18 protein-coding genes and 1 pseudogene are annotated in these 24,536 nt (G+C 61.6%); 5 read left to right on the top strand and 14 right to left on the bottom strand.

The window, feature by feature from the left end; translation table 11 throughout:
• Window position 1 precedes the first annotated feature (1 nt).
• On the bottom strand, window positions 2-3,100 hold the full coding sequence (locus DXD39_RS02600; RefSeq protein WP_117803025.1) for a PD-(D/E)XK nuclease family protein: 3,099 nt from the start codon (window positions 3,098-3,100) through the stop codon (window positions 2-4).
• Between the two features lie 157 nt (window positions 3,101-3,257).
• Window positions 3,258-3,557, bottom strand: coding sequence for a YerC/YecD family TrpR-related protein (locus DXD39_RS02595; RefSeq protein ID WP_022094855.1), 300 nt, complete (start codon window positions 3,555-3,557; stop codon window positions 3,258-3,260).
• Window positions 3,558-3,881: 324 nt separating this feature from the next.
• Here DXD39_RS02595 and DXD39_RS02590 point away from each other — a divergent pair, with 324 nt between their 5' ends.
• Window positions 3,882-4,247 carry a phage holin family protein gene (locus DXD39_RS02590; RefSeq protein WP_022094856.1) on the top strand — a complete coding sequence of 122 codons (366 nt, stop codon included), beginning with the start codon at window positions 3,882-3,884 and terminating at the stop codon, window positions 4,245-4,247.
• A gap of 135 nt (window positions 4,248-4,382) precedes the next feature.
• Here the strand turns inward: DXD39_RS02590 and DXD39_RS02585 are convergent, their stop codons facing one another.
• Window positions 4,383-4,811 carry an Rrf2 family transcriptional regulator gene (locus DXD39_RS02585; protein WP_117803024.1) on the bottom strand — a complete coding sequence of 143 codons (429 nt, stop codon included), beginning with the start codon at window positions 4,809-4,811 and terminating at the stop codon, window positions 4,383-4,385.
• 253 nt (window positions 4,812-5,064) lie between these two features.
• Here DXD39_RS02585 and cysK point away from each other — a divergent pair, with 253 nt between their 5' ends.
• Entirely contained in the window at window positions 5,065-6,003 is a 939-nt protein-coding gene (gene cysK, locus DXD39_RS02580) for a cysteine synthase A (RefSeq protein WP_117803023.1), read from the top strand.
• Between the two features lie 178 nt (window positions 6,004-6,181).
• A pseudogene (gene mnmA / locus DXD39_RS02575) lies at window positions 6,182-7,285 on the top strand (tRNA 2-thiouridine(34) synthase MnmA); the annotation flags it as partial.
• Between the two features lie 8 nt (window positions 7,286-7,293).
• On the opposite strand, the gene DXD39_RS02570 reads toward mnmA, so the two are convergent.
• The 3 genes from DXD39_RS02570 to fucO all read right to left on the bottom strand — a co-directional run bounded on the left by DXD39_RS02570 (window position 7,294) and on the right by fucO (window position 11,266).
• Window positions 7,294-8,667 (bottom strand): DNA-binding protein, encoded by a 1,374-nt coding sequence (locus DXD39_RS02570; RefSeq protein WP_117803021.1) that lies wholly within the window; start codon window positions 8,665-8,667, stop codon window positions 7,294-7,296.
• A gap of 138 nt (window positions 8,668-8,805) precedes the next feature.
• Window positions 8,806-9,825, bottom strand: a complete 1,020-nt coding sequence (locus DXD39_RS02565; protein ID WP_117803397.1) for a M42 family metallopeptidase — start codon at window positions 9,823-9,825, stop codon at window positions 8,806-8,808.
• A gap of 274 nt (window positions 9,826-10,099) precedes the next feature.
• Window positions 10,100-11,266, bottom strand: a complete 1,167-nt coding sequence (gene fucO / locus DXD39_RS02560) for a lactaldehyde reductase (protein ID WP_022094861.1) — start codon at window positions 11,264-11,266, stop codon at window positions 10,100-10,102.
• A 415-nt stretch (window positions 11,267-11,681) separates the two neighbouring features.
• Here fucO and DXD39_RS02555 point away from each other — a divergent pair, with 415 nt between their 5' ends.
• On the top strand, window positions 11,682-12,218 hold the full coding sequence (locus DXD39_RS02555) for a hypothetical protein (RefSeq protein WP_117757906.1): 537 nt from the start codon (window positions 11,682-11,684) through the stop codon (window positions 12,216-12,218).
• Between the two features lie 79 nt (window positions 12,219-12,297).
• Here the strand turns inward: DXD39_RS02555 and DXD39_RS02550 are convergent, their stop codons facing one another.
• Window positions 12,298-13,017, bottom strand: coding sequence for a YoaK family protein (locus DXD39_RS02550; protein ID WP_117803020.1), 720 nt, complete (start codon window positions 13,015-13,017; stop codon window positions 12,298-12,300).
• A 253-nt stretch (window positions 13,018-13,270) separates the two neighbouring features.
• Between DXD39_RS02550 and DXD39_RS02545 the strand changes: the two genes are divergently transcribed.
• Window positions 13,271-15,409, top strand: a complete 2,139-nt coding sequence (locus DXD39_RS02545; protein ID WP_233541085.1) for a YgiQ family radical SAM protein — start codon at window positions 13,271-13,273, stop codon at window positions 15,407-15,409.
• On the opposite strand, the gene DXD39_RS02540 is transcribed toward DXD39_RS02545, so the two are convergent.
• The 7 genes from DXD39_RS02540 to DXD39_RS02510 form a co-directional block, all read right to left on the bottom strand.
• Window positions 15,406-16,317, bottom strand: coding sequence for a CPBP family intramembrane glutamic endopeptidase (locus DXD39_RS02540; RefSeq protein ID WP_158565405.1), 912 nt, complete (start codon window positions 16,315-16,317; stop codon window positions 15,406-15,408). The genes DXD39_RS02545 and DXD39_RS02540 overlap by 4 nt on opposite strands.
• Before the next feature lie 83 nt (window positions 16,318-16,400).
• On the bottom strand, window positions 16,401-16,601 hold the full coding sequence (locus DXD39_RS02535; RefSeq protein ID WP_117583961.1) for a hypothetical protein: 201 nt from the start codon (window positions 16,599-16,601) through the stop codon (window positions 16,401-16,403).
• Between the two features lie 215 nt (window positions 16,602-16,816).
• Window positions 16,817-18,175: an ATP-binding cassette domain-containing protein gene (locus DXD39_RS02530; protein WP_117803017.1), complete on the bottom strand. Its 1,359-nt coding sequence runs from the start codon at window positions 18,173-18,175 to the stop codon at window positions 16,817-16,819.
• Window positions 18,176-18,199: 24 nt separating this feature from the next.
• Window positions 18,200-19,255, bottom strand: a complete 1,056-nt coding sequence (locus DXD39_RS02525) for an ABC transporter substrate-binding protein (protein WP_117803016.1) — start codon at window positions 19,253-19,255, stop codon at window positions 18,200-18,202.
• Window positions 19,256-19,257: 2 nt separating this feature from the next.
• Window positions 19,258-21,012, bottom strand: coding sequence for a [FeFe] hydrogenase, group A (locus tag DXD39_RS02520; RefSeq protein WP_117803396.1), 1,755 nt, complete (start codon window positions 21,010-21,012; stop codon window positions 19,258-19,260).
• A 50-nt stretch (window positions 21,013-21,062) separates the two neighbouring features.
• Window positions 21,063-22,895: an NAD(P)-binding protein gene (locus DXD39_RS02515; protein ID WP_117803015.1), complete on the bottom strand. Its 1,833-nt coding sequence runs from the start codon at window positions 22,893-22,895 to the stop codon at window positions 21,063-21,065.
• A gap of 256 nt (window positions 22,896-23,151) precedes the next feature.
• Complete coding sequence (locus DXD39_RS02510; RefSeq protein WP_117803014.1) at window positions 23,152-24,534, bottom strand: 6-phospho-alpha-glucosidase; 1,383 nt, start codon at window positions 24,532-24,534, stop codon at window positions 23,152-23,154.
• Between the last annotated feature and the right edge of the window lie 2 nt (window positions 24,535-24,536).

Here is a 24,536-nt window from a genome sequence, read left to right as displayed (position 1 = left end):
TCTACACGTCCCTCCTTACAAACGTTCCTTCATGGTTATACGAGCAGCGCGCATGCGCGGCCTGCGTCGACGCCGGGTCGACAGCGGCGACGTCGCCCGCCTCGAGCTCATGCAGGCGCTCGGCGATACCGGCCTCCACGCGGTCGAGCAGGGCATCGAAGTCCATGTTGCCGCCCTCGCCGGGAAAACCCTTCTTAAGCCCCGGAATGCGGCCGTCACCACGTTCCTCCTCGAGCAGCTCGGCACTCGCGGCGCCTCGCAGCGCCGGTTTGCCGCCCTTGGTCGAAAAATAGAGCGCCGCACGGGTATCCAGATCCAGCGCCCGGCGCATGGCCTGGGCGTAGATGAGCGTTTGGGTATGTGGCGGTAGCCACCGCGGGTCGTCGATGGCGGCCTCACCCGATTCCTCGTCGCGCACCGTAGGGTCGGCGAGTTTAAACTCCTCAACGCCCGTGCGGTGCTTATAGTCGATCACCACGGCGCGTTTCTCGGCATCCACGTCCACACGGTCGATGCGCCCGCCGAGCGGCCAGCCGGCATACTCAACGTTAAGATCGTTAAAGGCAAACTCCAGGTAGCGCGGAGCAAAGGGGGTCAGCGCCTCGGCTTCATAGGCAAGCACGCCCTCCAGCTGCGGCAAAATCTCGGCCACCTGCCGCTCCTCTACCGGAGAGAGCGGCACAAGCGGGCCCTCGTTGCCACGCTTGGAGGCATGTTCGGCCAAGGTCTCGTCAAAGACCTCGCGCAGCAGCTCCTGAGCACGTGGCAGGTTCTCGGGCGTCACGCGTTCCATGCCCTCCTGGGGCAGACGGGCGTGCAGGTGTTCCAGCACGTCGTGAACAAAGTTGCCCTTCTCCATGTTCCCAAAGCCCGCGTCGATGGACTGGGGCTTGACGCGATACGACACGAACCAGCATAGCGGGCAGGTGGAATAGGCCTCGATCTGCGAGGCGGACGTCAGGCGCGGCACGAGCGGCGCGTCCTCGCCCTCGCCATCGCGACGGCGCAGGACCAGATATGGCACGGCCTCGGCACTCAGATGCTGAGGGGCTTCACAGGTCACGCGCTCGCGCTTGAGGCCTTCGCCTGCCGCGGGATCGAAGTCCCTTACGATATCGCCCTCGCCCACGCGCGTGGGCTTAGCAGCATCAGCGGCCTCGGCATGCGCCCGCAACTCGGTCCACACGGCAGCCGGATAGCACTCGCGCGCCTGGCGATCGTGCGTCACGCGGGCGAGCGCAAGCGGGCCGCGCGCCGCCTGCATCGCGTGGCCAAAGCGCACGCGCAGCAAGGCCGCGGGCTCAAGCGTCACGCCCTCGCGACCAAGGCTCGCCGTCAGCGTGGCCAGCGGACCCTCCTCATGCGAGAGCGGATAGCTGTCCAGATCGACATCGGCAAACAGGACGGCATCATAGCTACCGGGGCGCAGGGCCGCCGCATCGGCAAGCGAAGTAAAGCGAACCTGGGCACGTGGCGCACGGTCAACCTCGTAGGTCTCGTAATCGTAGGCGGTGCTACGCTTGTCCACCTTGGTGCGAATGCCATCGAGCACGGGCACGGTCGCGGCCTGCGACACGTCGAGCGCGCGAGCATCGTTCATAAGGATGTCGATCGCGTGGCGCAGCAGGGCCACCTCCGCCTGGCGACGGGCCTGACCGTCGAGACCACCAAGCGCGCGATCGGGCAGTGCCTCGGCAACGGCAAGCATGGCCTTGAGCGCCGTCACGGGCTTGTCGCGCCACAGCGCCTGGAACACGTCCGAGACCACGCACGGCACGTTCTTAAACCAGTTCTCGTCGCTCGCCGCCTTGCGCGCGCCCCTCACCTGGCCCTGCACGCTCTGCAGCAGGCTCTTGACGCCCGCAGTGGTCTTGCTGCGCGACAGTCGCATGTTCTTATCGAAGGTTCGCGCGCTGGCGGCATCGGCGCCTGAAAGCGGACTGTAGATCCAGTCAGTAAGCTCCGGGGCGGGCCACCACTCGGTCTTGGAGGCGGTGCCCTCGTCGGCGGCCTTCATACGCTCGATCAGGTTGGCGAGCGCCGTAAACTGCCTACCTGCGATGGACTGGGAAAACGCCGTGAACTCAGTCGTCTCGGCCGCAATGTGACGCGCCGCCAAACGGGCAGCGAGTTCGCCGAACAGCTGGGGCGCCCGGGCGGACACCACGAGCACGCGCACGGGATCGGCGGGTGCGGAGGCGGCATCGTTGACCTTGGACTCCTCGTGCGCTTTCACCATCTTATCGATGACGTCCGCATAGACACGGGCACGGGCGTGGGGCCCGGCGACTTCCACAAAGGCAGGACGTGCGACGGACTTTGGAGCAGTCGCGGGAGCGCCGGCATCCTCATCCAGCGGTGCAACCTCAAACAGCACGCCGCAGGCATCAAGGGCCGTGGCCAGCTCCTCACGCATCGCCGCTTGCTCGCGGGCGAGCAGCACGACAACCTCTCCCCCGTTGTTTGCCACGGCGGACAGCAGCTCGAGCAGGCTATACGTAAATGACGTGACGCCGCGCACGCAAACGGCACGGGTGCACCCCGGCAGGCTATCGGCCAGGGCACCGGCCATCATGCCAGCCGCCTCGCAAGGCTCGACCATGCCTCGGCGGTCCAAACCGCTCGCATAGGCGCACAGAAGCTCGAACACACGGGCCTCGGCGTCGCTTTTGGGCTTTGGCTGGCAAACGTCGCCGCGGCAGCGTTCGTCGCCCGCCCCCGCCACGCCCGGCAACACATCGCGGGCCATACGCGCAAGCATGCGCACCGTGCCCTGGCTGCGCGAGAGCGGCTGCAGAGCAGCGTCGTCGCGGCGGTCGATCATGTCCGAGAACAGCATCTGGCGCTGAAGGTTATCCACAAAGCTGCGGCCATCGCCCATAAGCTCCCACAGCGAACGGAGCCACGACGAAGGGGTCTTGTAATCGATACCCAGTGAAATCCCAGCTTCCGCCGCATCATGACGGCACAGATCGAGCTCGGCAAACGTAGGCACCAGCAAAACGGCACGCCCGTGGCGGGCGACCAGGTCGGCGAGCAACGCCACCTCGGCATCGCTCAAGTCCGTACCGGTATTGGTGGTATAGATTCGAACAGGCATGGTCCTCCACTCAAACCGTTCGCAATAATCGATGCATCCATCCTACCCGCCCACGCGGACAGATTTGCCCCACGCCAACAGATTTCCTCCGTCCCCAAGGGATCAAAAAACCGCCCCCGAAGGGACGGTTCTGCGCAATTCGTTTGTTGCCGTTGGCCTACTCGCCATCCTCCAGCTTGATGAGGATCTTGCGATAGCCACCGTACTCGCCGTTGAGCGCCTTGGAAACACGACTCACCGTGGTGGACGAAGCGCCCGTGCGGGCCTGAACCTCAACATAGGGCTCGCCCTCATCCAGATAACGCGCGACCTGCAGACGCTGCGATAGATCGCAAATCTCGCGCGGCGTGCAGATATCGGTCAAAAACGCTTGGATATCTTTCTCGTCGTCCAAGAGGCTAAATGCGTGGACCAGCTGCTTGACATCAGGCTTGTCAAACATGTTCTCGATATTCATCGATCACCGCCAAACCCGCCAAAAGGCATCGAAGTTGATACTAACATCGGGCATCGTTCGCCCGTTCTATGCAATAGGGCAACGCCTGTGGCTTTTGCCCGTAGCAGTGTAGCACACCACCAAACTAAAGCGACAAGACTCTCTGTCAGCGGCGCGTTTTTCAGGACGAACGCCGTTTAGAAACCGAATGTGCACGTAAGCTCCACGAATATTTGAGACAATGGGCGTCCAAACACCGCGGCGTGCCCGCGCAACCATCCAAGTCGCCACCGCAAGCCGCTTCACGCGACGCCAGCAACCCCGGCGCAAGAAAGGATTCACGCCATGCGCTTTATGCTTAACTGGCTCTTCACCTCGATCGCCATCGCGATCGCCACGTTCCTCGTCCCCGGCATCCAACCCTTCGGCTTTGCCGAGGCCTGGGTCTGCTTTGCCTTTGTGGGGCTGTTCCTCAACATCGTCGATTCGTTCGTCAAACCGTTCCTCACGGTCATCTCGCTGCCGCTCACGATCATTACGCTCGGCATTTTCCAGCTCGTGCTCAACAGCTTTATGCTGGAGCTCGCCAGCTACCTGTCGGTCAACCTGTTGGGCGTCGGCATCTCCATCGCCGGCTTTGGCTCGGCCTTTATGGGCAGCATCCTAGTGTCCATCATGCGCAGTATCCTCGATAGTATTGCCGAAGAGTAGAACGCCCCCGACGCACAAACGCATCGGACCAAATCAAAGGCCGCCCATCGCAAAATGGGCGGCCTTCTAATTTGCCAAGTCTCAAAGGGCAAGAAAATCTACCATTCCCACCCTGCCCCCACATGGCAAGTGGGGTTAGATGATGTAGTCGTAGCCTTCGTTGGGGGCGACGAGCTGGTCGAGCGTCACGCCGTCGAGGTAATCGTTGATGAGCTTGTCCAGGTTCTTCCACACGTCGAGCGTGGGACACTTATCAGATCGCGAGCAACCCTTGCAGTCGCCATCCAGGCAGGCGACCGGCGCCAGACTGCCCTCGGTCAGGCGCAAGATTTCGCCCACCGTGTACTGCTCGGGCGGGCGCGTGAGCACATAGCCGCCACCCTTGCCGCGCATGCCCGAGAGCATGTTGGCGCGCACGAGCGTAGCCAAGATGTTCTCGAGATATTTCTCGGAAATCCCCTGTCGCGCCGCAATCTCTTTGAGCGGGATGCGACCGGCCGCCTGGTGCTCGGCCAGGTCAACCATAACGCGCAGGGCGTACCTGCCCTTAGTGGAAACCAACATATCTAGTGCTGCCTTTCGGTCTTTTAGTCCGTTGAAATTCTAGCCGAAAAATTGGCTTTGAAAATACCCGTTCCGGTCAAGATGGTTAATCGACTTGCAATAATCTTCTATTTCCTATTGCGTTACTAGGCTTTACTGTCTACTATGCTTGCCAGCAGCTAAACGAACAACCTATAAGGTTTATGGGTTTAGCTGCCATACGCACCGTGAAACCACACGGCATCCAGCAACTTGAACACTTTGGAGGTTCACCATGAGCAAGGTTTACACGTCCATCGATCAGCTTATCGGCCACACCCCGCTTCTGGAACTCACCCACTTTGAGGCCGACGAGGACCTCAAGGCCCGTGTGCTCGTCAAATTGGAATACTTCAACCCCGCCGGGTCCGTCAAAGACCGCGTCGCCAAGAACATGATTGACGAGGCCGAGAAGGCCGGCAAGCTCGTGCGCGGTGGCGACTACACCATCATCGAGCCCACGAGCGGCAACACCGGCGTCGGCATCGCCTCGGTGGCGGCGGCCCGCGGCTACAAGGTGATCATCACTATGCCCGAGACCATGTCCGTCGAGCGCCGCAAGCTGATGCAGGCATACGGTGCGCAGCTCGTGCTCACCGACGGCTCCAAGGGCATGAAGGGCGCTATCGCCAAGGCGGAGGAGCTGCAGAAGGAGACTCCCAACAGCATCATCGCCGGCCAGTTTGTGAACCCCGCGAACCCGGCCATTCACAAGGCCACGACTGGCCCCGAGATCTGGGACGACACCGACGGCAAGGTCGACATCTTCGTCGCCGGCGTTGGCACCGGCGGCACCGTGACCGGCGTGGGCGAGTTCCTCAAGGAGCAGAACCCCGAGATTAAGGTCGTCGCCGTCGAGCCCGCCACCTCCCCGGTGCTCTCCAAGGGCCAGGCAGGCCCGCACAAGATCCAGGGTATCGGCGCCGGCTTTGTGCCCGACGTCCTCGACACCCAGGTCTACGACGAGATCATCCCCGTCGAGAACGAGGACGCCTTTGCCACCGGCCGCGCCGTGGGCCACAAGGAGGGCGTGCTCGTGGGCATTTCGTCCGGTGCCGCCGTGTGGGCCGCACTGCAGCTGGCCAAGCGCCCCGAGAACGAGGGCAAGACCATCGTGGCGCTGCTCGCCGACACCGGCGAGCGCTACCTGTCCACGGCGCTCTTCCAGGACTAAGGGCCCGTCACTTGTCGATAGGCCCAAGGCACGCCGTTCTTCCCTCTCTTCTGGCAGCCTGAGCCCATCTCGTTAGGGTGTCCCACACGACGCCCGAACTTGCTACAATGTCTGCGGCGCGGAACCAGCCTCCCGCGCCGCTTTTCTTTTTTGGCCACATGCCACCAAGGAGAACCTCCCCATGCACAATAAGCGCGTGCTCGTCGCCATGAGCGGCGGCGTCGATTCCAGCGTGACCGCGTATCTGCTCAAAAGTCAGGGTTACGAATGTGTCGGTGCCACCATGCGCCTCACCTGCCCCGCACCCGATCCCGTCACGGGCATGAGTAAGGTCGACCGCGACATCGCCGACGCGAAGGCCGTCGCCGAGCGCCTAGGCATTCCGCACCATGCGCTCGACCTGCAGCAGACCTTCGACCACAGCGTTATCGAGCTCTTTGTGAACGCCTACCAGGAGGGGCTGACGCCCAATCCGTGCATTATCTGCAACCGCCACATTAAGTTTGGCGCGCTGCTCGATGCGGCGCTGGACATGGGCTGCGACTACATCGCAACGGGACATTACGCCAAAACAAGCCAGGCGGCAGACGGCACCTGGCAGCTACATCGCGGCGAAGATCCCAAAAAGGACCAGAGTTACTTTTTGTATTCGCTTACGCAGGAACGCCTGGCACACACGATCTTTCCGCTGGCAGGCCTAGACAAAGAGCGCGACGTGCGCCGCATAGCCGCCGAGCAGGGCTTTACCAACGCCAAGAAGGCCGAAAGCGAGGATATCTGTTTTATCCCGGACGGCGACTACGCGGGCTATATCGAGCGCCGCTGCGGACATGCCGTCGAGCCGGGCGACATCGTATGGCGCGACGGCAGCGTGGTCGGACGCCATAACGGCGCGCTGCGCTACACCATCGGTCAGCGCAAGGGTCTGGGCGTCGCGATGGCGCATCCCGTGTACGTAACGGGTGTCGATACCACCGACAACACCGTACATCTGGGTGAGGCAGAGGACCTGACGGCCACCGCGCTCACGGCCAACGACTGGATCTGGAGCGCCCCGGCCGAACGCATGGAGGCCGAGCTCGACGCCGGCGGCATTCGCGTGGGCGCCAAGTACCGCTACCGCCAAAAGGATCAGACGGCCACCCTCACGCGTGGCACCGATGGGCAAATGCTGCTGACTTTTGACGAGCCGCAGCGAGCTATCGCCCCCGGCCAGGCCGTCGTCATCTACCGTGGCGATGTCGTCTTGGGCGGCGGCACGGTGACCGGCGCACTTAAGTAGCCGCGGGTTTATCGCTGCACGTGTCGAAGTACCTCAACAGCGGCACCAACCTCGATTATGCGACGCTCGAGGCCGCGGCGGATGGCCTCGAGTCGACCCTCCGCCGTGGCCCATTCGCTCTGCGAAAGAATCTCGATCGCCTCATCAACAAATCCGTTGAGCCGCGATGAATCGAACCAATCGAGCGAATCCGCAAGCGCCAACTGGACGGAAGGGTCGGGCCCAAACGGCTTAGCGGAAAACCCAAACTCCCCAGCTGCGAGCACGACAGTTGGCACGTTATACCACAGACAGTTGCCGCTATCGAACAGCGGTGCAGGCCTTATCTCCAGGGTATCGACATTGCGGATGGTACCGAAGTTTCGCCAATGGCGATCGCTGTTGGCCAAAAGGGCATCGCAAACGATCATCTGCGACATAGACCTTCTCACGACAGCCTCGTCTGCTCCATGCTTACCAAGAAAGCGGCAGTACCGGTCGTACGTCGAGCTTCCTCGCTGGCCGCCAAGGGCGTTCTTAACGTAAACAGCCGGAACATATTCCTCGCGGCCGTCAAGAAAATCCTCGCACAAGCACACAGGGCCATCGAACATGCGCTCAACCGTGTAAGGAACAAACTCCCCCTTGGGAAGCAAGCGACGATGCAGAGCCGTTGCAACCGCCTCGTTAAAGGGACGCTGATCGTCCATCCCGCACCCTTTAGCCAAAACGCGAATGCCGTTTCGGATCATCCACGATTTAGGAAGCTCGCCCTCGGATGTGTTGTCGGGATTTTTAAGACCGATACCTTCCAGCCAACCCGAGCGCTCTTCGGGCGCCGATCGCTCAAAATCATTCTCGAAGTAATTGAGGTTTCGCCATTCGAGCCCGTCGCATTCTGCCGGCCGCAGCCAATAGCAATCCGAAAGCGAGAGACCCAGACACTGAACCGGCACCTCAACGCCGTTGACAATTCCCAGCTCGCGGTAGCGCGAGATAAGCCCAGGGCGAACATCGGGCACCGACCGATGCCCCCACCACGCGTTGAGCTCCCGCTTATTCACCGTTGGAGAAGAGCTCGAGCATGTGCCAAACGGCATTCGTTGCGCATCGAGGACCTCGGCGATTTCGAAGGGAAACTCGCGCGTCGGATCAAATGAGACATGAGCGACCTCATGGTCGGCCGACATCAGCGTAAACTTGCGCCCCACATCGACCGCAGGACGGCGTCCACGTTTGCGGACCTTTTGATAAGCGAGCGCAGAATCATACTCAACCATCTTCCGTCCGCCCACAATATCGCACGCGAGCGTTCCCGATGCGGCAAGTTGAGATATGCGGGCTTTCGTAACGCCCAACAGGCGGGCAGCATCACCCATAGACAAGTACTCAAACGTATCCATACACCGCATCACCTCGTTAAGTAATTTACACGTTTAGTTAATAGATTACAGACATCATAATGCTAAACGACCCAAAGCGAAAAAAGGCCCGAGAAATCGGGCCTTAGCGATTGGTCAGCCGAGTCGCAAGCTGCTCCCCTAGCGCTGAACGTAGGCGCGGACCAGCTCGTAGGTGTTACGCACGCCGTCGATGTGGCTGCGCTCATAGTTGTGGCTCGCATACACGCCGGGGCCGATCAGGCCGTGGCGAATGTCATAGCCGGCCGAGAGCGTGGCCTCGACGTCCGAACCGTAATGCGGATACACGTCGATGGCATAGTCGAGCTCAAGCTCGCGCGCGATGTTGGACAGTGCACTCACCAGGTCGTAGTTGTACGGACCGCCCGAATCCTTGGCGCAAATCGACACCATGCGCTCGGTGCAACCCAGATCGTCGCCCACGCAGCCCATGTCAACGCTGATCATCTCGCGCGTATCGGCCGGCACGAAGGCGCCGCCGTGGCCGACCTCCTCGTACACGGTAAAGAGCAGTGACACCCTGCGCGAGAGCGTCACCTCGCCAGCGGCGACGGCACGCGCCAAGCCCAGCAGAATCGACGCGGACAGTTTGTCGTCCAAGAAGCGACTCTTGATGTAGCCGCTCTCCGTCACCGTGGTGCGCGGATCCATAGCGATGATGTCACCAGTCTGAATGCCCAGCTCAAGTACGTCGTCCTTGCTGTCGACATTCTCATCGAGCAGGATCTCCATGTTCTTCTCGATGGTCTTGACCGGCTCATCGGCCACATGCGCCGAAGGCTCGGTGTTGAGAACCACACCCGTGTAGACATTGCCATCGCGCGTGTAAACGGTGCAGTTCTCGCCATCGGCCGTAGACCACTGATGCCCGCCGAGCGTCGTGGGACGCAAGCGACCATTGTCCTTGATGGAGCGCACCATGGCGCCCAGGGTATCGACATGGCTCGCCAATACGAGCGGCTCGCCCTCGCCACCAAGCTCAACAAGCACATTGCCCTTATTGGAGCGCTCGGGGCCAAAGCCCATATCGCGCAGGGTCTCCATCAGATAATCAGTCGCCGCACGGGTATAGCCCGTAGGCGAAGCAATCGAGGTAAGCGCCTTCAACTGGTCAGTAATAAAACCAAGCGTAGAATCCATTTGGGACACCATCCACAACTCCAAAGTCAACATCCCGTAATCAGTAAAAGCCCCAACAACGATACCATCACGCACAAATATTTACCCAGCGAGATGACCCATCGAGCTCTTCCGAACAGCGCCCGCCACGACAACGAGCCGGCGGGCCCCGCCCGTTAGCCCCAGAATCTTTCCGCAGGACAGAAGGAGGCCCCGCCGCACGTAGTGCGCAGCGGGGCCTCCGACATGTCCGAGGACGATTCTGGGGCTAACGGGCGGGGCCCGCCGAACCAGGTTAGGCAGCCGGGCAGATCTTCTTGAAGAGCTCGATGACGTCGTCGAGCGTCGCCTCGCGCGGGTTGCCCGGGAAGCAGGCGTCAGCCATGGCGTCCTTGGCCAGGACCTCGATCTCGTCGGCCTTCATGGCCTCGCAGACATGCGGGATGTTCACGTCGGCGGAGAGCTGCTTGACGGCGGCGATGGCGGCGTCGGCAGCCTCGTCGGTGCTCATGCCCGTGGTGTCAACACCCATGGCAACGGCAACCTTGGCCAGGCGCTCAGCGCAAACCGGCTTGTTGAACTCCATGGCGATCGGCAGCAGCATGGCGCAAGCGACGCCGTGCGGGGTGTCGTAGTGAGCGGACAGGGTGTGAGCCATGGCGTGGTCGATGCCCAGGCCAACGTTGGAGAAGCCCATGCCGGCGACATACTGACCAAGAGCCATGCCCTCACGGCCGGAGCCGGGCTGGCCGGACTTGGCCTCGGCGACGGAGTCGCGCAGGTTCTCGCTGATCAGCTTGATAGCCTCAAAGTGGAACATGTCGGAGAGCTCCCAGGCGCCCTTGGTGGTGTAGCCCTCGATGGCGTGGGTCAGAGCGTCCATGCCAGTGGAAGCGGTAAGGCCGGCGGGCATGGAGGCCATCATGTCAGGGTCGACGACGGCGACCTCGGGGGCGTCGTTGGTGTCGACGCACACGAACTTGCGGACCTTCTCGGGGTCGGTGATGACGTAGTTGATGGTCACCTCGGCAGCGGTACCGGCGGTCGTCGGCACGGCGATGGTGAATACGGCGTGGTTCTTAGTGGGAGCAACGCCCTCGAGGCTGCGGACATCGGCGAACTCGGGGTTGTTGATGATGATGCCGATAGCCTTGGCGGTATCCATGGAGGAGCCACCACCAATGGTCACGATAGCGTCAGCCTCGGCGGCCTTGAAGGCCTCAACGCCGTCCTTGACGTTCTGGATAGTGGGGTTGGGCTTGATCTCGGAGTAGAGGCTCCAAGCGATGCCGGCGGCGTCGAGCTCGTCGGTCACCTTAGCGGTAACGCCAAACTTGACCAGATCGGGGTCGGAACAGACGAAGATCTTCTTGTAGCCGCGACGCTGGAGCTCGCCGGGGATCTCCTTGATGGCGCCGGAACCATGATAAGAGATGGTGTTGAGAACGAAACGATTAGCCATTGATAGCCTCCCATCGTGTGCGGGGCACCCATTACGCCCCGCGCTACAAGTTCCATCCTAACGCTTTTGAAACAAAAAACGCGTGAGAACGTCAAAAGTGTTAAAGCGTTTCAACATAATAACGGAGCCCCAGTCCTTCCCTCCCGACAGCAGCGAAGGCTAGATTATAGGAGCAATCGCCCAAAGAATACGACCAACTCAGTCTATAAATTGTTTCTGTTTTAGCAATATATGTTTGACAATACGTTTATAAAAGGATACTTTATAGTAAATAAAATGCATGCAGCAAATAGCGTCATTCATTTTGTTAGAAATTGCCCATGCGGTTATTGCAGCTGCATGTACCGCAACGTACAGCGCAATTCTCCGCACGAAGTAGAAGACGGTTCCAATTCGATCGAGGCGATGACGCGTGATGGCTACTGGTCCCAAATCGAGCAAGACGGCTACAAACGAATATCGAATCTCAATTGAAGGTAATCCTTATCCGCATACTCTGGCTCTCATCAACCCAGCGGGAGACAACCTCAACATCAAAAGACATGGGTTCACGGGTCCACTAGGACAGCTATCGAGTCTTAAATATACCGTTTATGACGATGCGAATGAAAAACTCTTCACTGTCGTCGACGGTGGCTTTAGCAACATGCCCAGGGTTGCGCTCATCATCGAACACAAGGAAGTTGCGGTGTTCGATTATGGTCTAAACAGACTTGAGATGAAGTGCGTAACGAACATACCGAATTACGCAATAAAAGGTAACTTCCTATTTGGAGATTACGATATATTCAGCCAACAGGAAGTGAAGCTATCTTCAGTTATCGTCCTTCAATGTGATAAACAATCGTGCTTTAGCATACAGGTTTTGGATAAAGCCGAATTAGCCGCCGCAATTGGAATACCTACAGCCATTGCCCTTCTTAGGGCTCGGATTGAAGAGCATCTCGAATAAATCGCAAAAAGCAGTTCGTAACAACATTCAGGAGCTAGATAGTTTTTCTGGCTCCTGAATGTTGTTACGAACATGCACCTTAGCGCTTAAGACTCGTGGTCTGCCAGTCAGCTACGATGCGGACCCATTTCCTGTGCAAGTCGCGTTCGCGATCGATAAACATGATGGCAAACGCGATAAACAGCAGCATGCTCGCCACCGCAATGGCGTGCAGCCCCATGCGCTCGATGCACCAGTTGCCCAGCACGGCGCCAAACACAAAGGTGAAGATCACGCCAAAGTACAGCAGGCCGTTTTCCAAAAAGCCGCGCTTGTGGGTGATGATGTAATCGTCCACGTTTTGCAGTGCGTTGCGCAAGTTGCCGATGCACATGGTCGTGGCGATGCCGTGTCCATGAATCTTGCGGAAACTCTCGACCTGCATACCGCAGGCAAACGAGGTAAGGCAGTTGGCGAGCAGGTTGAAATCGCCACCGGGAATAAAACTCACGCCCAGCAAGATGACGGCTTCAAAGAACACCGTCACCTGGCGCCAGTGAATCACGCTGCCAAAACGCTCGTGTACCAGGTCGGCAAGCATAATGCCCACGGCAAACGACACCACAGGGAAGAAGTAGCGCCCCGCAAGTGCCCAATTGCCCTCCGAGATGCTCACGCCCACAAGCAGGATGTTGCCCGTCTGCGCGTTTGCGAAAACATGGTCGCGCCCAATGTACGAATACACATCCATAAAGCCGCCGGCGAGCGCCAGGATAATGCCCAGTTCGATGGACTCCGATATCTGTTTGGCACGCTGCATCGTCGTGCATCCTCCTTGTTGACGACTCTCTCGTGCGTTGGCGGAAACATAGCCGCCGTTCATACTGTAACCCATTGACAACATGGCGTGCGCGCGAGACGGCCCCTTCGACACGGGGATACACAGTCTGGAAACAAACGGCATCCGCATCGACACGCCGATCCGCCAGCCCATGTACTCCACCAGTCTTTTTAGCCCCGTCCCAAAAAGACTGGTTACAATTACGTGCAGCATACAAACACCGGGAGGGATCGTGGCAAAAAAGCCTCAGCACGCTCAGAATAACCAGCGCAGTCAGCAGGGCAAACAGGGCCAGCAGCAAAAGCGCGGCGGCAAGGCCCAGGGCGGCCACGCCGCTCATACCCCGGCAGCGCCCGCCCGTCCCTGGCGCCCGGGCCGCGATAAGTTCCTCCCCGTCAGCCGCGCCGATATGGACGCGCGCGGTTGGGACCAGTGTGACTTCGTCTACATCTGCGGCGACGCCTACGTGGACCACCCTAGCTTTGGTATGGCCATCATCAGCCGCGTACTCGACGCGCACGGCTACAAAGTGGGCATCATCTGCCAACCCGACTGGACCGATCCCGCCAGCATCACCGTGCTCGGTGAGCCGCGCCTGGGCTTTTTGGTCAGTGCCGGCAACATGGACTCCATGGTCAACCACTATTCGGTGACCAAGCACCGCCGCCACACCGACGCCTATACCCCCGGCGGCGAGGAAGGTCACCGCCCCAACCGTGCCGTCACGGTCTACGGCAATCTCATCCGTCAGACGTTCAAGGACGCCCCCATCATCATCGGTGGCATCGAGGCGAGCCTGCGCCGCCTGGCCCACTACGACTACTGGCAGGACAAGCTCAAGCGCTCGGTGCTGCTCGACTCGGGCGCCGACATCCTCATCTACGGCATGGGCGAGCACGCGATTGTCGAGATCGCCGACGCGCTCGACGCGGGGCTGCCCGTCGATCAGATCACCTATATCAACGGCACCGTTTACCGCACGGGTTCGCTCGACGAGGTCTACGACTACGACCTGCTGCCCAGCTGGGACGACCTTGCCGCTGACAAGCTCAACTACGCCCGCAGCTTTAACGTGCAGCAGCAAAATATGGACCCCATCACCGGGCATCGTCTGGTAGAGCCCTACCCCAACAGCGTCTATGTGGTGCAGAACCCACCGTCGGCCACGCTCACCACCGACGAGATGGACGAGGTGGCCGAACTCCCCTACGCACGCGATTGGCATCCCGATTACGACGCAGCGGGCGGCGTGCCAGCTTTTGCCGAGATCAAGTTTTCAATCAGCTCCAACCGCGGGTGCTTTGGTGAGTGCTCGTTTTGCGCGCTGACCTTCCACCAGGGCCGCGTGCTGCAGATGCGCAGCCACGACTCGATCATGCGCGAGGCCGAGCTGCTCACACACGACCCCGAGTTTAAGGGCTACATCAACGATGTGGGCGGACCGACGGCCAACTTTAGCCGCCCGGCCTGCGACAAGCAGCTCAAACATGGCGTGTGCAAGAACAAGCGCTGCCTATGGCCGAGCGTGTGCAAGAACATGGTGGTCGACGAGAGCGGCTACACGCAGCTGCTGCGCGACCTGCGCCAGCTGCCGGGCGTCAAGAAGGTCTTCGTCCGCAGCGGCATCCGTTTTGACTACACCATGGCCGATGCCTCGGACGAGTTTTTGCGCGAGCTGCTGGAGCACCATGTCTCGGGCCAGCTACGCGTGGCGCCCGAGCATGTGAGCGACGCGGTGCTCTCCGTGATGGGCAAGCCGAGCCGCGCCGTCTACGATGCGTTCTGTCGCAAATTTGAGCGCTTGAACCGCGAATACGGACTCAAGCAGTACGTAGTGCCGTATCTGATCTCGAGCCACCCCGGCTCGACGATGAAGGAAGCCGTGGACCTTGCCGAAGCCGTGCGCGACATGGGCTACATGCCCGAGCAGGTGCAGGACTTCTACCCCACCCCGTCCACCATGTCGACCTGCATGTACTACACCGGCGTGGACCCGCGCACCATGAAGCCGATCTATGTAGCGCGCGACCCGCACGAGAAGGCCATGCAGCGCGCGCTCATCCAGTATCGCAAGCCCGAGAACTACAAGCTCGTGCGCGAGGCGCTGGAAAAAGCCGGGCGTCGTGACCTGATCGGCTACACCAAGCATTGCCTGATCCGTCCCGTACCGCCGCGCCCGGGCGAGACGTCTGCTGGCGGTGGGCATGGCACCGGCAAGAAGGGCGGCAAGCCGCACGGTGACGCCGGCGCTGGCAAGGGGCCTAAGGGCAGCAAGGGTCACGGCGGCATGTCGCGCGCGCAGAACACCGCAGGCCGCAACCGCGCAGCTCAGGGGCGTCAGGGTGCCAACGGAGGCGGTCGCCGCAACTAGCGAAGTGGTGCACTCGCTGCGTCCATCCCACACGCTTGGCGCAGCGAGCGCATTGCCTCCACCAGGATCACGCCGGCGATCGCGACCGTGATTATCACGTCGAGCGGCGTGTTCACAAACCACAGCAGGCCCATGAGATACGACCCGGCATTAAAGGCAAAGTGCAGCAGGATCGTGTAACGGAGCTTTCCGGTGGTCACGAGCACCCAGCCAAAGACCAGACCGGCGGCGCCGGCGTAGCAGCCCTGCACCCAGTTCATATGCATAAAGCCGAAGATTGCCGCCTGCAGCACAATCGCCGCGGCGATGCCCCAGGTACTCGGGGCCGCCCAGGGCACCATGGCGCCGTCTTGCGCGTTCGCGCGGCGCCGGCGTTTCCAGAGCGGACGGCACTGCGGGTTAAACGCTCGGAGCGAAAACTCAAAAATGATACCGCGCACCAGCAGTTCCTCGCAAAACGGAGCGCCGAGCACCGTGGTCAGGACGGCCAGATAGCTCGTGTCGCCCATGCCCGTCTCCTCGACAAGCTCGCTGTAATCGGCCGCCGCCTCGGGCAACAGCGACAGCACGGCGTCGGTCACGTAGCCAACGACCACCTGCAGGGCAAGGCCGATCACGATAACGCAGGCGATGCGCCTCCATGCTTTGCCTGCTCCCCCGCCAAGCGGGCGCTCGCCCTGCCAGCGCACCATAAACGAGCGCGGCCACAGATAACGCCACCACAGCAGCGCCATCAAAAACGATACCGTCTGCGCGACGGCCTGAAGCAATTGAATGTCGAGGTCATCGATTGAAAAACCCATGAACACCGATGCGACGCCAAGGGCGGAGAACAAAACGACGCTCAGGGCTATATCGGCAGCGACGACGCCAAAACAGGCAAGCGCCCAAATCATCGCATTGAGCATGCCAACCTCCTCAAAACCGTTCCCTAGTTCTACCACAACTCGGCAGAGAGCTGATCCCATGGGGATGGAGGAAAACGGATCACTTATTGATGAGAATCAGGCGCAGTGCCAAAGGCCCCGTTGGGCGAAATGTCGAACGGAAAGGTGCCGCAGCGATTAAACGCGGCGATAAACATGCGGATGGCGTTGGACGGTGTGGTGCCCACGAGCTGGGTTGCCGCCGCGAAGGCCGCCTTTTCCTCGGGCAAGACCTTCGCGACAACCGGGGTCATGTGTTCTGCCATGGCGCTTCCTTTTTGAAACGACGGTGGTGCGGATAGATGCGGGCCACGCGGCTGGGCGACGGGCTGTGAAGGCAACCCGATTGGCCCGCATCTGGAGTTTGTTTCTGCGGCGTTGGTATTACTTGGTATTCCTAAGTATTACCCCGCAGATAGAATACCACAGCCGACCCCATGGGGACGGAGGAAAACGGATCATTTTGTTGCTGAATTAGTATTTAGAGCGTGATGATGTCAGAGATATCGAGAGCCTGAGCGTCGGCGGCATCGTGCGTGGCGAGCAGCAGCATGCGACCGTCGAGCAAGTCGAGCACGACCTCGGCGCATGCGTCGCGCGCAGCGGTATCTAGACCGGTAAAGGGCTCGTCCAGAATCACCGCATCGCCTGGGCACAGCAGGGCGCGGGCAATCTCGACGCGACGGCGTTGCCCGCCCGAAAGCTCGGCCATGCACGCATTCACATCGATTCCCGGCACCAGCAGGCGCAGCAATGCCGCGGCGCTCGAAGCATCCGCACGCGCATCGGCGCACACCAGCACGTTATCCAGCGCCGAGGCGGACTCGACCAAGCGCGCGTCCTGAAACACCATCGAGCACGGCGCGCACTCCCCCGCTGCCAACGAAAGCAGCGTCGACTTGCCCATGCCCGAAGCACCCATCACACAGATACGCCCGCCCGCGGGCACGTTGAGCACCAGACCGTCGAGCGCCGGCGCCCAGGGCGCACAATCGCCCGCAGCAAGCGCAAGCTCCGCCGCAACCCCGCCGCCAGCAGAACCGCCCGCACGCCCGTGCAAGCCGCGTCCATGCGACAGCACCGCCGCACGCCACGCCGCTGGCCCCGAAGCCCGCAGCAGCCACACCAGCACGCGCTCGCATGCCCACGAAGCCATAACAACCAGCACGGTCCAGGCCAGCAAATCGGCAGTCTCAATCAAAAGCTTCGCCTGATAGATGCGCTCGCCCACGGTGCCCGTCGCCATGCCGATCAGCTCCGCCGCCACACCGGCCTTCCAGCTCATGCCAATCACGGCGCGGGCACACGAAAGCACAAACGGCAGGACTTCGCGCCAGGTGTGGGCACAAAACAGTCGCCAGCCCCGCACGCCATGCAGACGAAACATCTGCTCCAGCGGTTTATCCGCTTGCATCAAGCCCTCGACCAACGAAAAATACACGCCCGGCAGAGCCATCAAAAAGACCGCTGCAATGCTCACGCGCGCCGACCCCAACCAAATGAGCAGCAGGACCACCACGCAGGCAACCGGTGTCGCCTTAACAAACGAAAGCGCCGGCGCCACCAAGCGGGCAAACGTCAGCGATCGCACCGAGACTCCCGCCAGTACGCCGCCGCACACCGCGGCAAGCGCCAGCCCGCCCAAGATACGCGCACCCGAGCCTGCCAGAATCGCCCATGTGCTGGCATCGCATACCAGTCGCAGCAACGCCACCACGACGGCGCCCGGCCCCGGCAAAATCAACGGCTGCGCCACCAGCGCCGCCACCAGCATCCACGCGGCAAGCCAAAAGGCGGCGACGGCACCTGCTGCCGCCACCGCCTTCATACGCTCTGTCATTTGTCGAGCAAACGCACGCACGGGCTACTCCAAGTAGTAGAAATCGTCAGCCGGAAGTTTACCACCCACGGCGCTCGCGTCCGCGTCGGACAGCACCTGCAGATACCCGCTAAGCGCCGCCTTCATATCCTTGCCCGTCTGGCAGACAAGCATGCACCCGGGAATCGCCTTCTCGGCGATCTTGGCGTTGTCCACGATGCCGGCATCGGCCACGGCCTGCGCCCAGTCTGCCGGCGCCGCATTGACAGCCTTAACGCTCGCCGCATGGCAGCTCAAGAACTCCGCCACGGCCTCGGGATGTTCCTCGGCAAAGGCACGGCGCACCACGGTCACGCCCGTCAGCAAACGGGAGTCCGTGTCACCCGCCAGTTCGTCCCACGCATCGGTCAGGCTCACCGGCGCCGACAGCTTGCCTTCGCTCTTGGCGATGGCAGCGGTCTTGAACGGCTCCGGCAGCACGCCCACGGCAGACGAATCGGCAAGCAGGGCCGACAGCACCTCGGTGGGCTCGCTCTTAAACTCGAGCGTCACCTGGCCGGTCAGGCCTGCGCGCTCCAGCAGGTAGTTCATGACGTACTCCGGCGTGGTGCCCTTGCCCGTCATATAGACGGTATGGCCCGCCAGATCGCCAAACGAGGCCACACTCGCGTCGCCCGTCACCACATTCAGCACGCCCAGCGTGTTGATGTCGATGACCTGCACCGCGCCCTCGGTCTTGTTGTAGAGCACACTCGCCACGTTGGCGGGCACCAGGGCAATGTCGATATCGCCCTGAATGACCTTGGGCACAATCTCATCGGCGGCAGTATTGATCGCAAAGTCGAACTCATTGTCCGTCTCGCCATCGGCCGCCCGGTCCATAAACTGCACCAGACCAATCGAGGTTGGCCCCTTGAGCGAGGCGACGTGCACCTCGACCGGCTCTGCGGCAGCACCGGCGCCGTCCGTGGCAGCCGAGCCCGCGGCGGACCCGGCACCGGCACCCCCGCCGCCACAGCCCGCGAGCGCAAGTGACAGGGCGCCCGCGGCGAGCGCCGAGGCAAACCCCCGGCGCGACATTTCAAAATCAAACGCGCGCATCGCTAGCACGTCCCCTCGTTAGGCATCGTCCATGCGTGATGATCGGTATGCAGCAATTCCTCGGCCAGCGGCGAGGGCGGCGCACCCAAGAACTCGCGATAGCATACCTGAACATCGGGGTTCTCGTGCGAGAAGCGAATGTCGGCCGCCGCATCGAGGCCCCAGAGCACCTGGCCGCGCTCTTCCGCCAGCTCGCAGCCGTCATGGATGGGCTGGCCGCCGCCACCGACGCAGCCGCCCGGGCACGCCATGACCTCAACGAAGTCATAGCTCACGCGGCCGGCGCGAATCGCGTCGAGCAGGCGGGCGGCGTTGCCCAGCCCGTGCGCCACGGCGACGCGCACCTTGGTGCCATCGATATCGGCCACGGCTTCCTTCCAGCCGTCCAGGCCACGCACGTCGGTAAAGAAGTCGGCGTCGGGATTCTCGCCCGTCACCAGGTAATAGGCCGAGCGCACGGCGGCCTCCATCACGCCGCCCGTGGCGCCAAAGATCACACCTGCGCCCGTGCCAAAGCCCAGCGGCGTATCGAGCGGCTCCTCGACCAGCGTATCAACGCTCACGTGGCTCGCGCGGATCATGCGCACCATCTCGCGTACCGTCAGCGCAACGTCAACGTCGGGCGTACCGTCCTCGCCCATCATGCTCGGCAGCGCACACTCGGCCTTCTTGGCCGTGCACGGCATAACGGACACCACGAACAGACGCTCGGGCTCCACGCCCAGCACCTTGGCGTAGTAGGTCTTGGCGATGGCGCCGAACATCTGCTGCGGCGACTTTGACGTGGACAGGCTGTCGACAAACTCGGGGTAACGTGCCTTCACAAAGCGCACCCAGCCCGGGCAGCAGCTCGTGAACATGGGCCAGCCGCGGCTATAGCCCTCGCCCTTGGCGGCGGCGCCCAGGCGCTCGATCAGCTCGGAGCCCTCCTCCATAATGGTGAGGTCGGCCGAGAAATCGGTATCGAACACGTACTCAAAGCCCACGCGGCGCAGCGCGCAGGCCAGGCGCTCAACGGTGGCCTCCTCACGCGGAATGCCAAGCTCCTCGCCCCAAGCGCTACGCACGGCCGGCGCAATCTGCACCAGCACGATCTTATTGGGATCGGCGAGAGCGTCGAACACGGTCTCGGTGTCGTCGCGCTCGCGCAGCGCGCCCGTCGGGCAATGCGTGATGCACTGGCCGCATGCGACGCAATCGGTCTTGCCGATCGGCGCACGCCCGCGGGTGCCCACGGCGGTATGCGTGGCGCGGTTGGTCAGGTCCCAAATCCCCAGGCCCTGGACGCTCTCGCACACCTTGATGCAGCGCATGCATTTAATGCACTTGTCGTTGTCGCGAATGATGGGAAGGTCGAAGTCCCACGCCTCGCGCGCCAGGTGCTTTTGATACGGCAGATAGAAAATGCCCAGGTCGTTGGCAATCGTCTGCAGGTTGCAGTTGCCGCTGCGCACGCAGCTCGCGCACTGCGCGTCGTGCTGCGACAGGAGCAGCTGAACGTTAGTGCGACGGGCCTCGCGCGCCTTGGGGCTGTTGGTGTAGACCACCATGCCGTCGAGCACGTAGTTGTTGCAGGCGGCAACCAGTTGGTCGCAGCCCTCAACCTCGACCACGCACACGCGGCAGCCGCCGATCTCGTTCAGATCGCGCAGATAGCACAGGGTGGGAATCTGGATACCGACGGACTTGGCTGCGTCCAGGATCGTGGTGTGCTCGGGCACCACGACTTCGCAGTTATCGATAATGAGCCTGACCATGTTGTGCGCTCCGTTTTCGGTGTTGTCGCTGACGGTGGTTTTGTTGGGCTCTACCATTCCAAGTTCCTCCCTCCGCGGAACGCGCCAAAGCCAAAGTGATCGCAACGCAGGCAGCGGCTCGCCTCCTGGCGCGCCTCCTGCTCGGTAAGACCTTGCTCGACCAGATTCCAATCGTGGATACGCTCGCCGGCCTCACGCTCGCCCAGCTCGCAGCGGCCGCACTCGTGCTTGCCCTTAAACTGGACGGTCGGCAGCTCGACTTCGAGTTTGATCTTATGATCAAAGCCCAGATAACGGTCAATATTTGCCGAGGCCACGCGGCCGGCGTTGATGGCGCGGATAACGGTGGCGGGGCCGGTCTGACAGTCGCCGCCGCTAAAGAGGCCATCGAAGTTGGGCACGGCGCCGTCCGAGTCGGTGATGACGCAGCCCCACTTGCAGGCGATACCCATGTCCTCAAACGGCTTGGAATCGATGTCCTGGCCAATGGCCACGAACACGCGCTCGCAGGGAATGACGCGCTCGGGCGTCGCGGCGGCACGCGGGGCCGGACGACCGCGACGGGGCTCGCCGATAATCTGCGGCTGCACGCGCAGGCCGCTCACGCGACCGTCCTCGCCCGTCTCGATGGCGAGCGGCGCCGTCAGCTCCAGCACCTCGCAGCCCTCGGCCTGGGCACCGGCAATCTCGGCGTCCTGAGCCGTCATATCGCAGATGCGGCGGCGGTAGACGATGCTCACCTTTTCGGCACCGCAGCGCACGGCAGAGCGAGCCACGTCCATGGCCACGTTGCCGCCGCCGATGACGCACACGCGCTGGCCGCTCAGGTCGGGCAGCTCGTCGTCACCGATGGCGCGCAGCATCTTGACGGCCGACTCCACGCCGGGCGCCTCTTCGCCCGGAAGGCCGAGCTTCTTGTCGCTATGGGCACCGATGGCCAGGTAGACGGCATCGAACTCGTCACGCAGGCGGGCAAGCTCCTCGCCGTTGACGGAGTGATCGAGCTCAACGTCGATGCCGGCGCTCAAGATCCAGTCAATCTCGGCCTGCAGGCGCTCACGCGGCAGACGATAACTGGGGATACCGTAGCGTAGCATGCCACCCAGGTGGTGACGCTGCTCAAAAATCGTCACCTTATGGCCCATCACGGCCAGATAATAGGCGCAGGAGAGGCCAGCCGGGCCGCCGCCGACCACAGCGACACGCTTGCCGGTATTGTCCACGACATGCGGCTTGTGGTCGTTGAGGTCACTATGCTCGACGGCAAAACGCTTGAGGGCGAGGATGTTCATGGGGTCGTCGACCATGCCGCGGCGGCAATGCATCTCGCAGGGATGCTCGCACACCAAGCCGCAGACGAGCGGCAGTGGGTTGTTCTTGCGGATGACCTTGACGGCGTCGGCATACCGGCCTGCCTCGACGAGCGAGATGTACCCGGGGATGTCGACGTGCGCCGGGCAGCCCGAGACGCACGGAACGCGCGCCTCGCGATCAAAGCCGCAGGAATGCTCGCGGATGTGGTGCTCAAAGTCGTCGCGGAAGCCGCGAATGGCGGTGAGCGCCATGGCACCAGCCTCGTAGCCGATGGCGCAATCGCTCGAAAGATAGATGGTGCGGGCCGTACGCTCGATGAGGTTGAGCGTGGAATCGCCGGCGCGTCCTTCGAGCACGTCGGCGAGCAGGTCGCTCAGCGCGCTCAGGCCCACACGACAGGGTGTGCACTTGCCGCAGCTCTGGGTGGAGCACAGGTTGACGAGCGCCGCCGTAAACTCGACGGGGCACGGGGCAAGCGAGCTCACCGCCAGACGACGTCCAAGCGCATCATGCAGGTCGTCCATAACGGCCTGGGCGTGGCTGCGCTCCATTACATGCAGTCGTGCCATAAGATCCCCTCTCACATGGCAGCCCGGAGGCGAGGCCGGGCGAAAATGCTACATGCAACACACTGGCCTAATAAGTTGTTTGGCAACAACACAGTTCGGCAGGCGGTATAAAACGCGGCCCTCAGCGGTGCTAAACACCTTTACCGCAGATAAATGCCATATTTGATAAAACGCGTTACCAAATGACAATGCCCCGCCCACGCAATCACGTGGACGGGGCATTGCTCATGGTATGCGGCCAGCGACCCTGTTGCTTTTACTTAAGCTCGGGCCAGAAGTCCTTGTTGGCCTCGATCATGTCGTCGAGAACCTCCTTGGCGACCTTCATCGAAGGCACGGTCTTGTTGAGCGTAAAGGCCTTGAGCGCCTTCTCGTAAGAACCCTCGATCGTGGCCTCGACCACGAGCTTCTCGGAGTTCAGCTGCTGCATCATAAGACCCTGCTGGAACAGCGGAATGTTGTCGCGGCTGATGACCTCAGGGCCGTTCTTGCCAATGTAGGCAGGCAGCTCGACCATGGCGTCGTAGGGCATGTTGGGGATAGCGCCCTTGTTCTCGCAAATGACCAGGAAGCGCTGCTTGGTATCGTTCTTCAGAGCGATAGCCAGGTCGGCAATCCAGTCGCCGTGGCTGCCCGCATAGAACGTGCTCTCGTCGATCTCGCCGGTCTTCTCGTAGTGGTCGATGCCGTCGAAGAGGTTCTTCTCGCGCGTCTCCTCAACCTCATTCGCACGGGTGCGCTCGGGGTTGGAATGCTCGACGAACTCCTTCTGCTGCAGGTAGTAGTTCAGATACGTGTTAGGCAGGTACTCCGGGAAGCACTCCATGATCTCGTACTCGCCCTTCCAGACGTAGTACCAGCTGCCCTTGGTGTGGCGGTTCTGCTCGGGGTGCTCGTCAGTGGCCTCCTCGGGCTTCTTGGACATCAGCGAGCCCATGCCCTTGAGGTACGAATCGGGCAGCAGAATCTCGTGCTCCTTGATGTACTCGCGCAGCTGCGGGAGCACCTCCTCGCCCTTGTGGCGAATCGAGGTGAACCAGCCAAAGTGGTTGAGGCCAAAGTAATCGTACTCGACATCCTTCTTGTCGATATCGAGTGCGGCGCAAACCACGTCGATGATCGCGATCGGCATGTCGCAGATGTTGATGATGCGAGCGTTGGGACGCAGCACACGGCAGCCCTCGGAGACGATGGCAGCAGGGTTGGAGTAGTTGAGAATCCAGTAGTCCTTCTTGGCGTACTTCTCGACGTCATCGATCAGCTCGACCATGGGGAAGATGGTGCGCATGCCGTAGGCAAGGCCGCCGCAACCGCAGGTCTCCTGACCCACGCAGCCGTGACGCAGCGGAATCTTCTCGTCCTGCTCGCGCATGGCATAGCCGCCCACGCGCATCTGGGCAAACACGAAGCTCGCGTCGGTAAAAGCCGTCTTTTTGTCGGTGGTCACCGTGAGCTTGATGTCCAGGCCGAGGTCCTCGTGCAGAATCCAGTCCACGAGCACGCCGATCTTGCGCTGGCGCTCCTCGTTGATGTCGTACAGACGAATCTCGTCAACGTCGAGCTCGTCCTTGCGCAGGGCAATGGACTTGACGATGCCGGGGGTAAAGGTGGATCCGCCACCACACAGAGTAATGATCATTG

It is taken from the genome of Collinsella sp. TM04-29 (assembly GCF_003466565.1).
Classification (GTDB): Bacteria; Actinomycetota; Coriobacteriia; order Coriobacteriales; family Coriobacteriaceae; genus Collinsella.
Note: the sequence above shows the minus strand (reverse complement) of the source record. Positions and strands in the feature narration are given on the sequence as shown.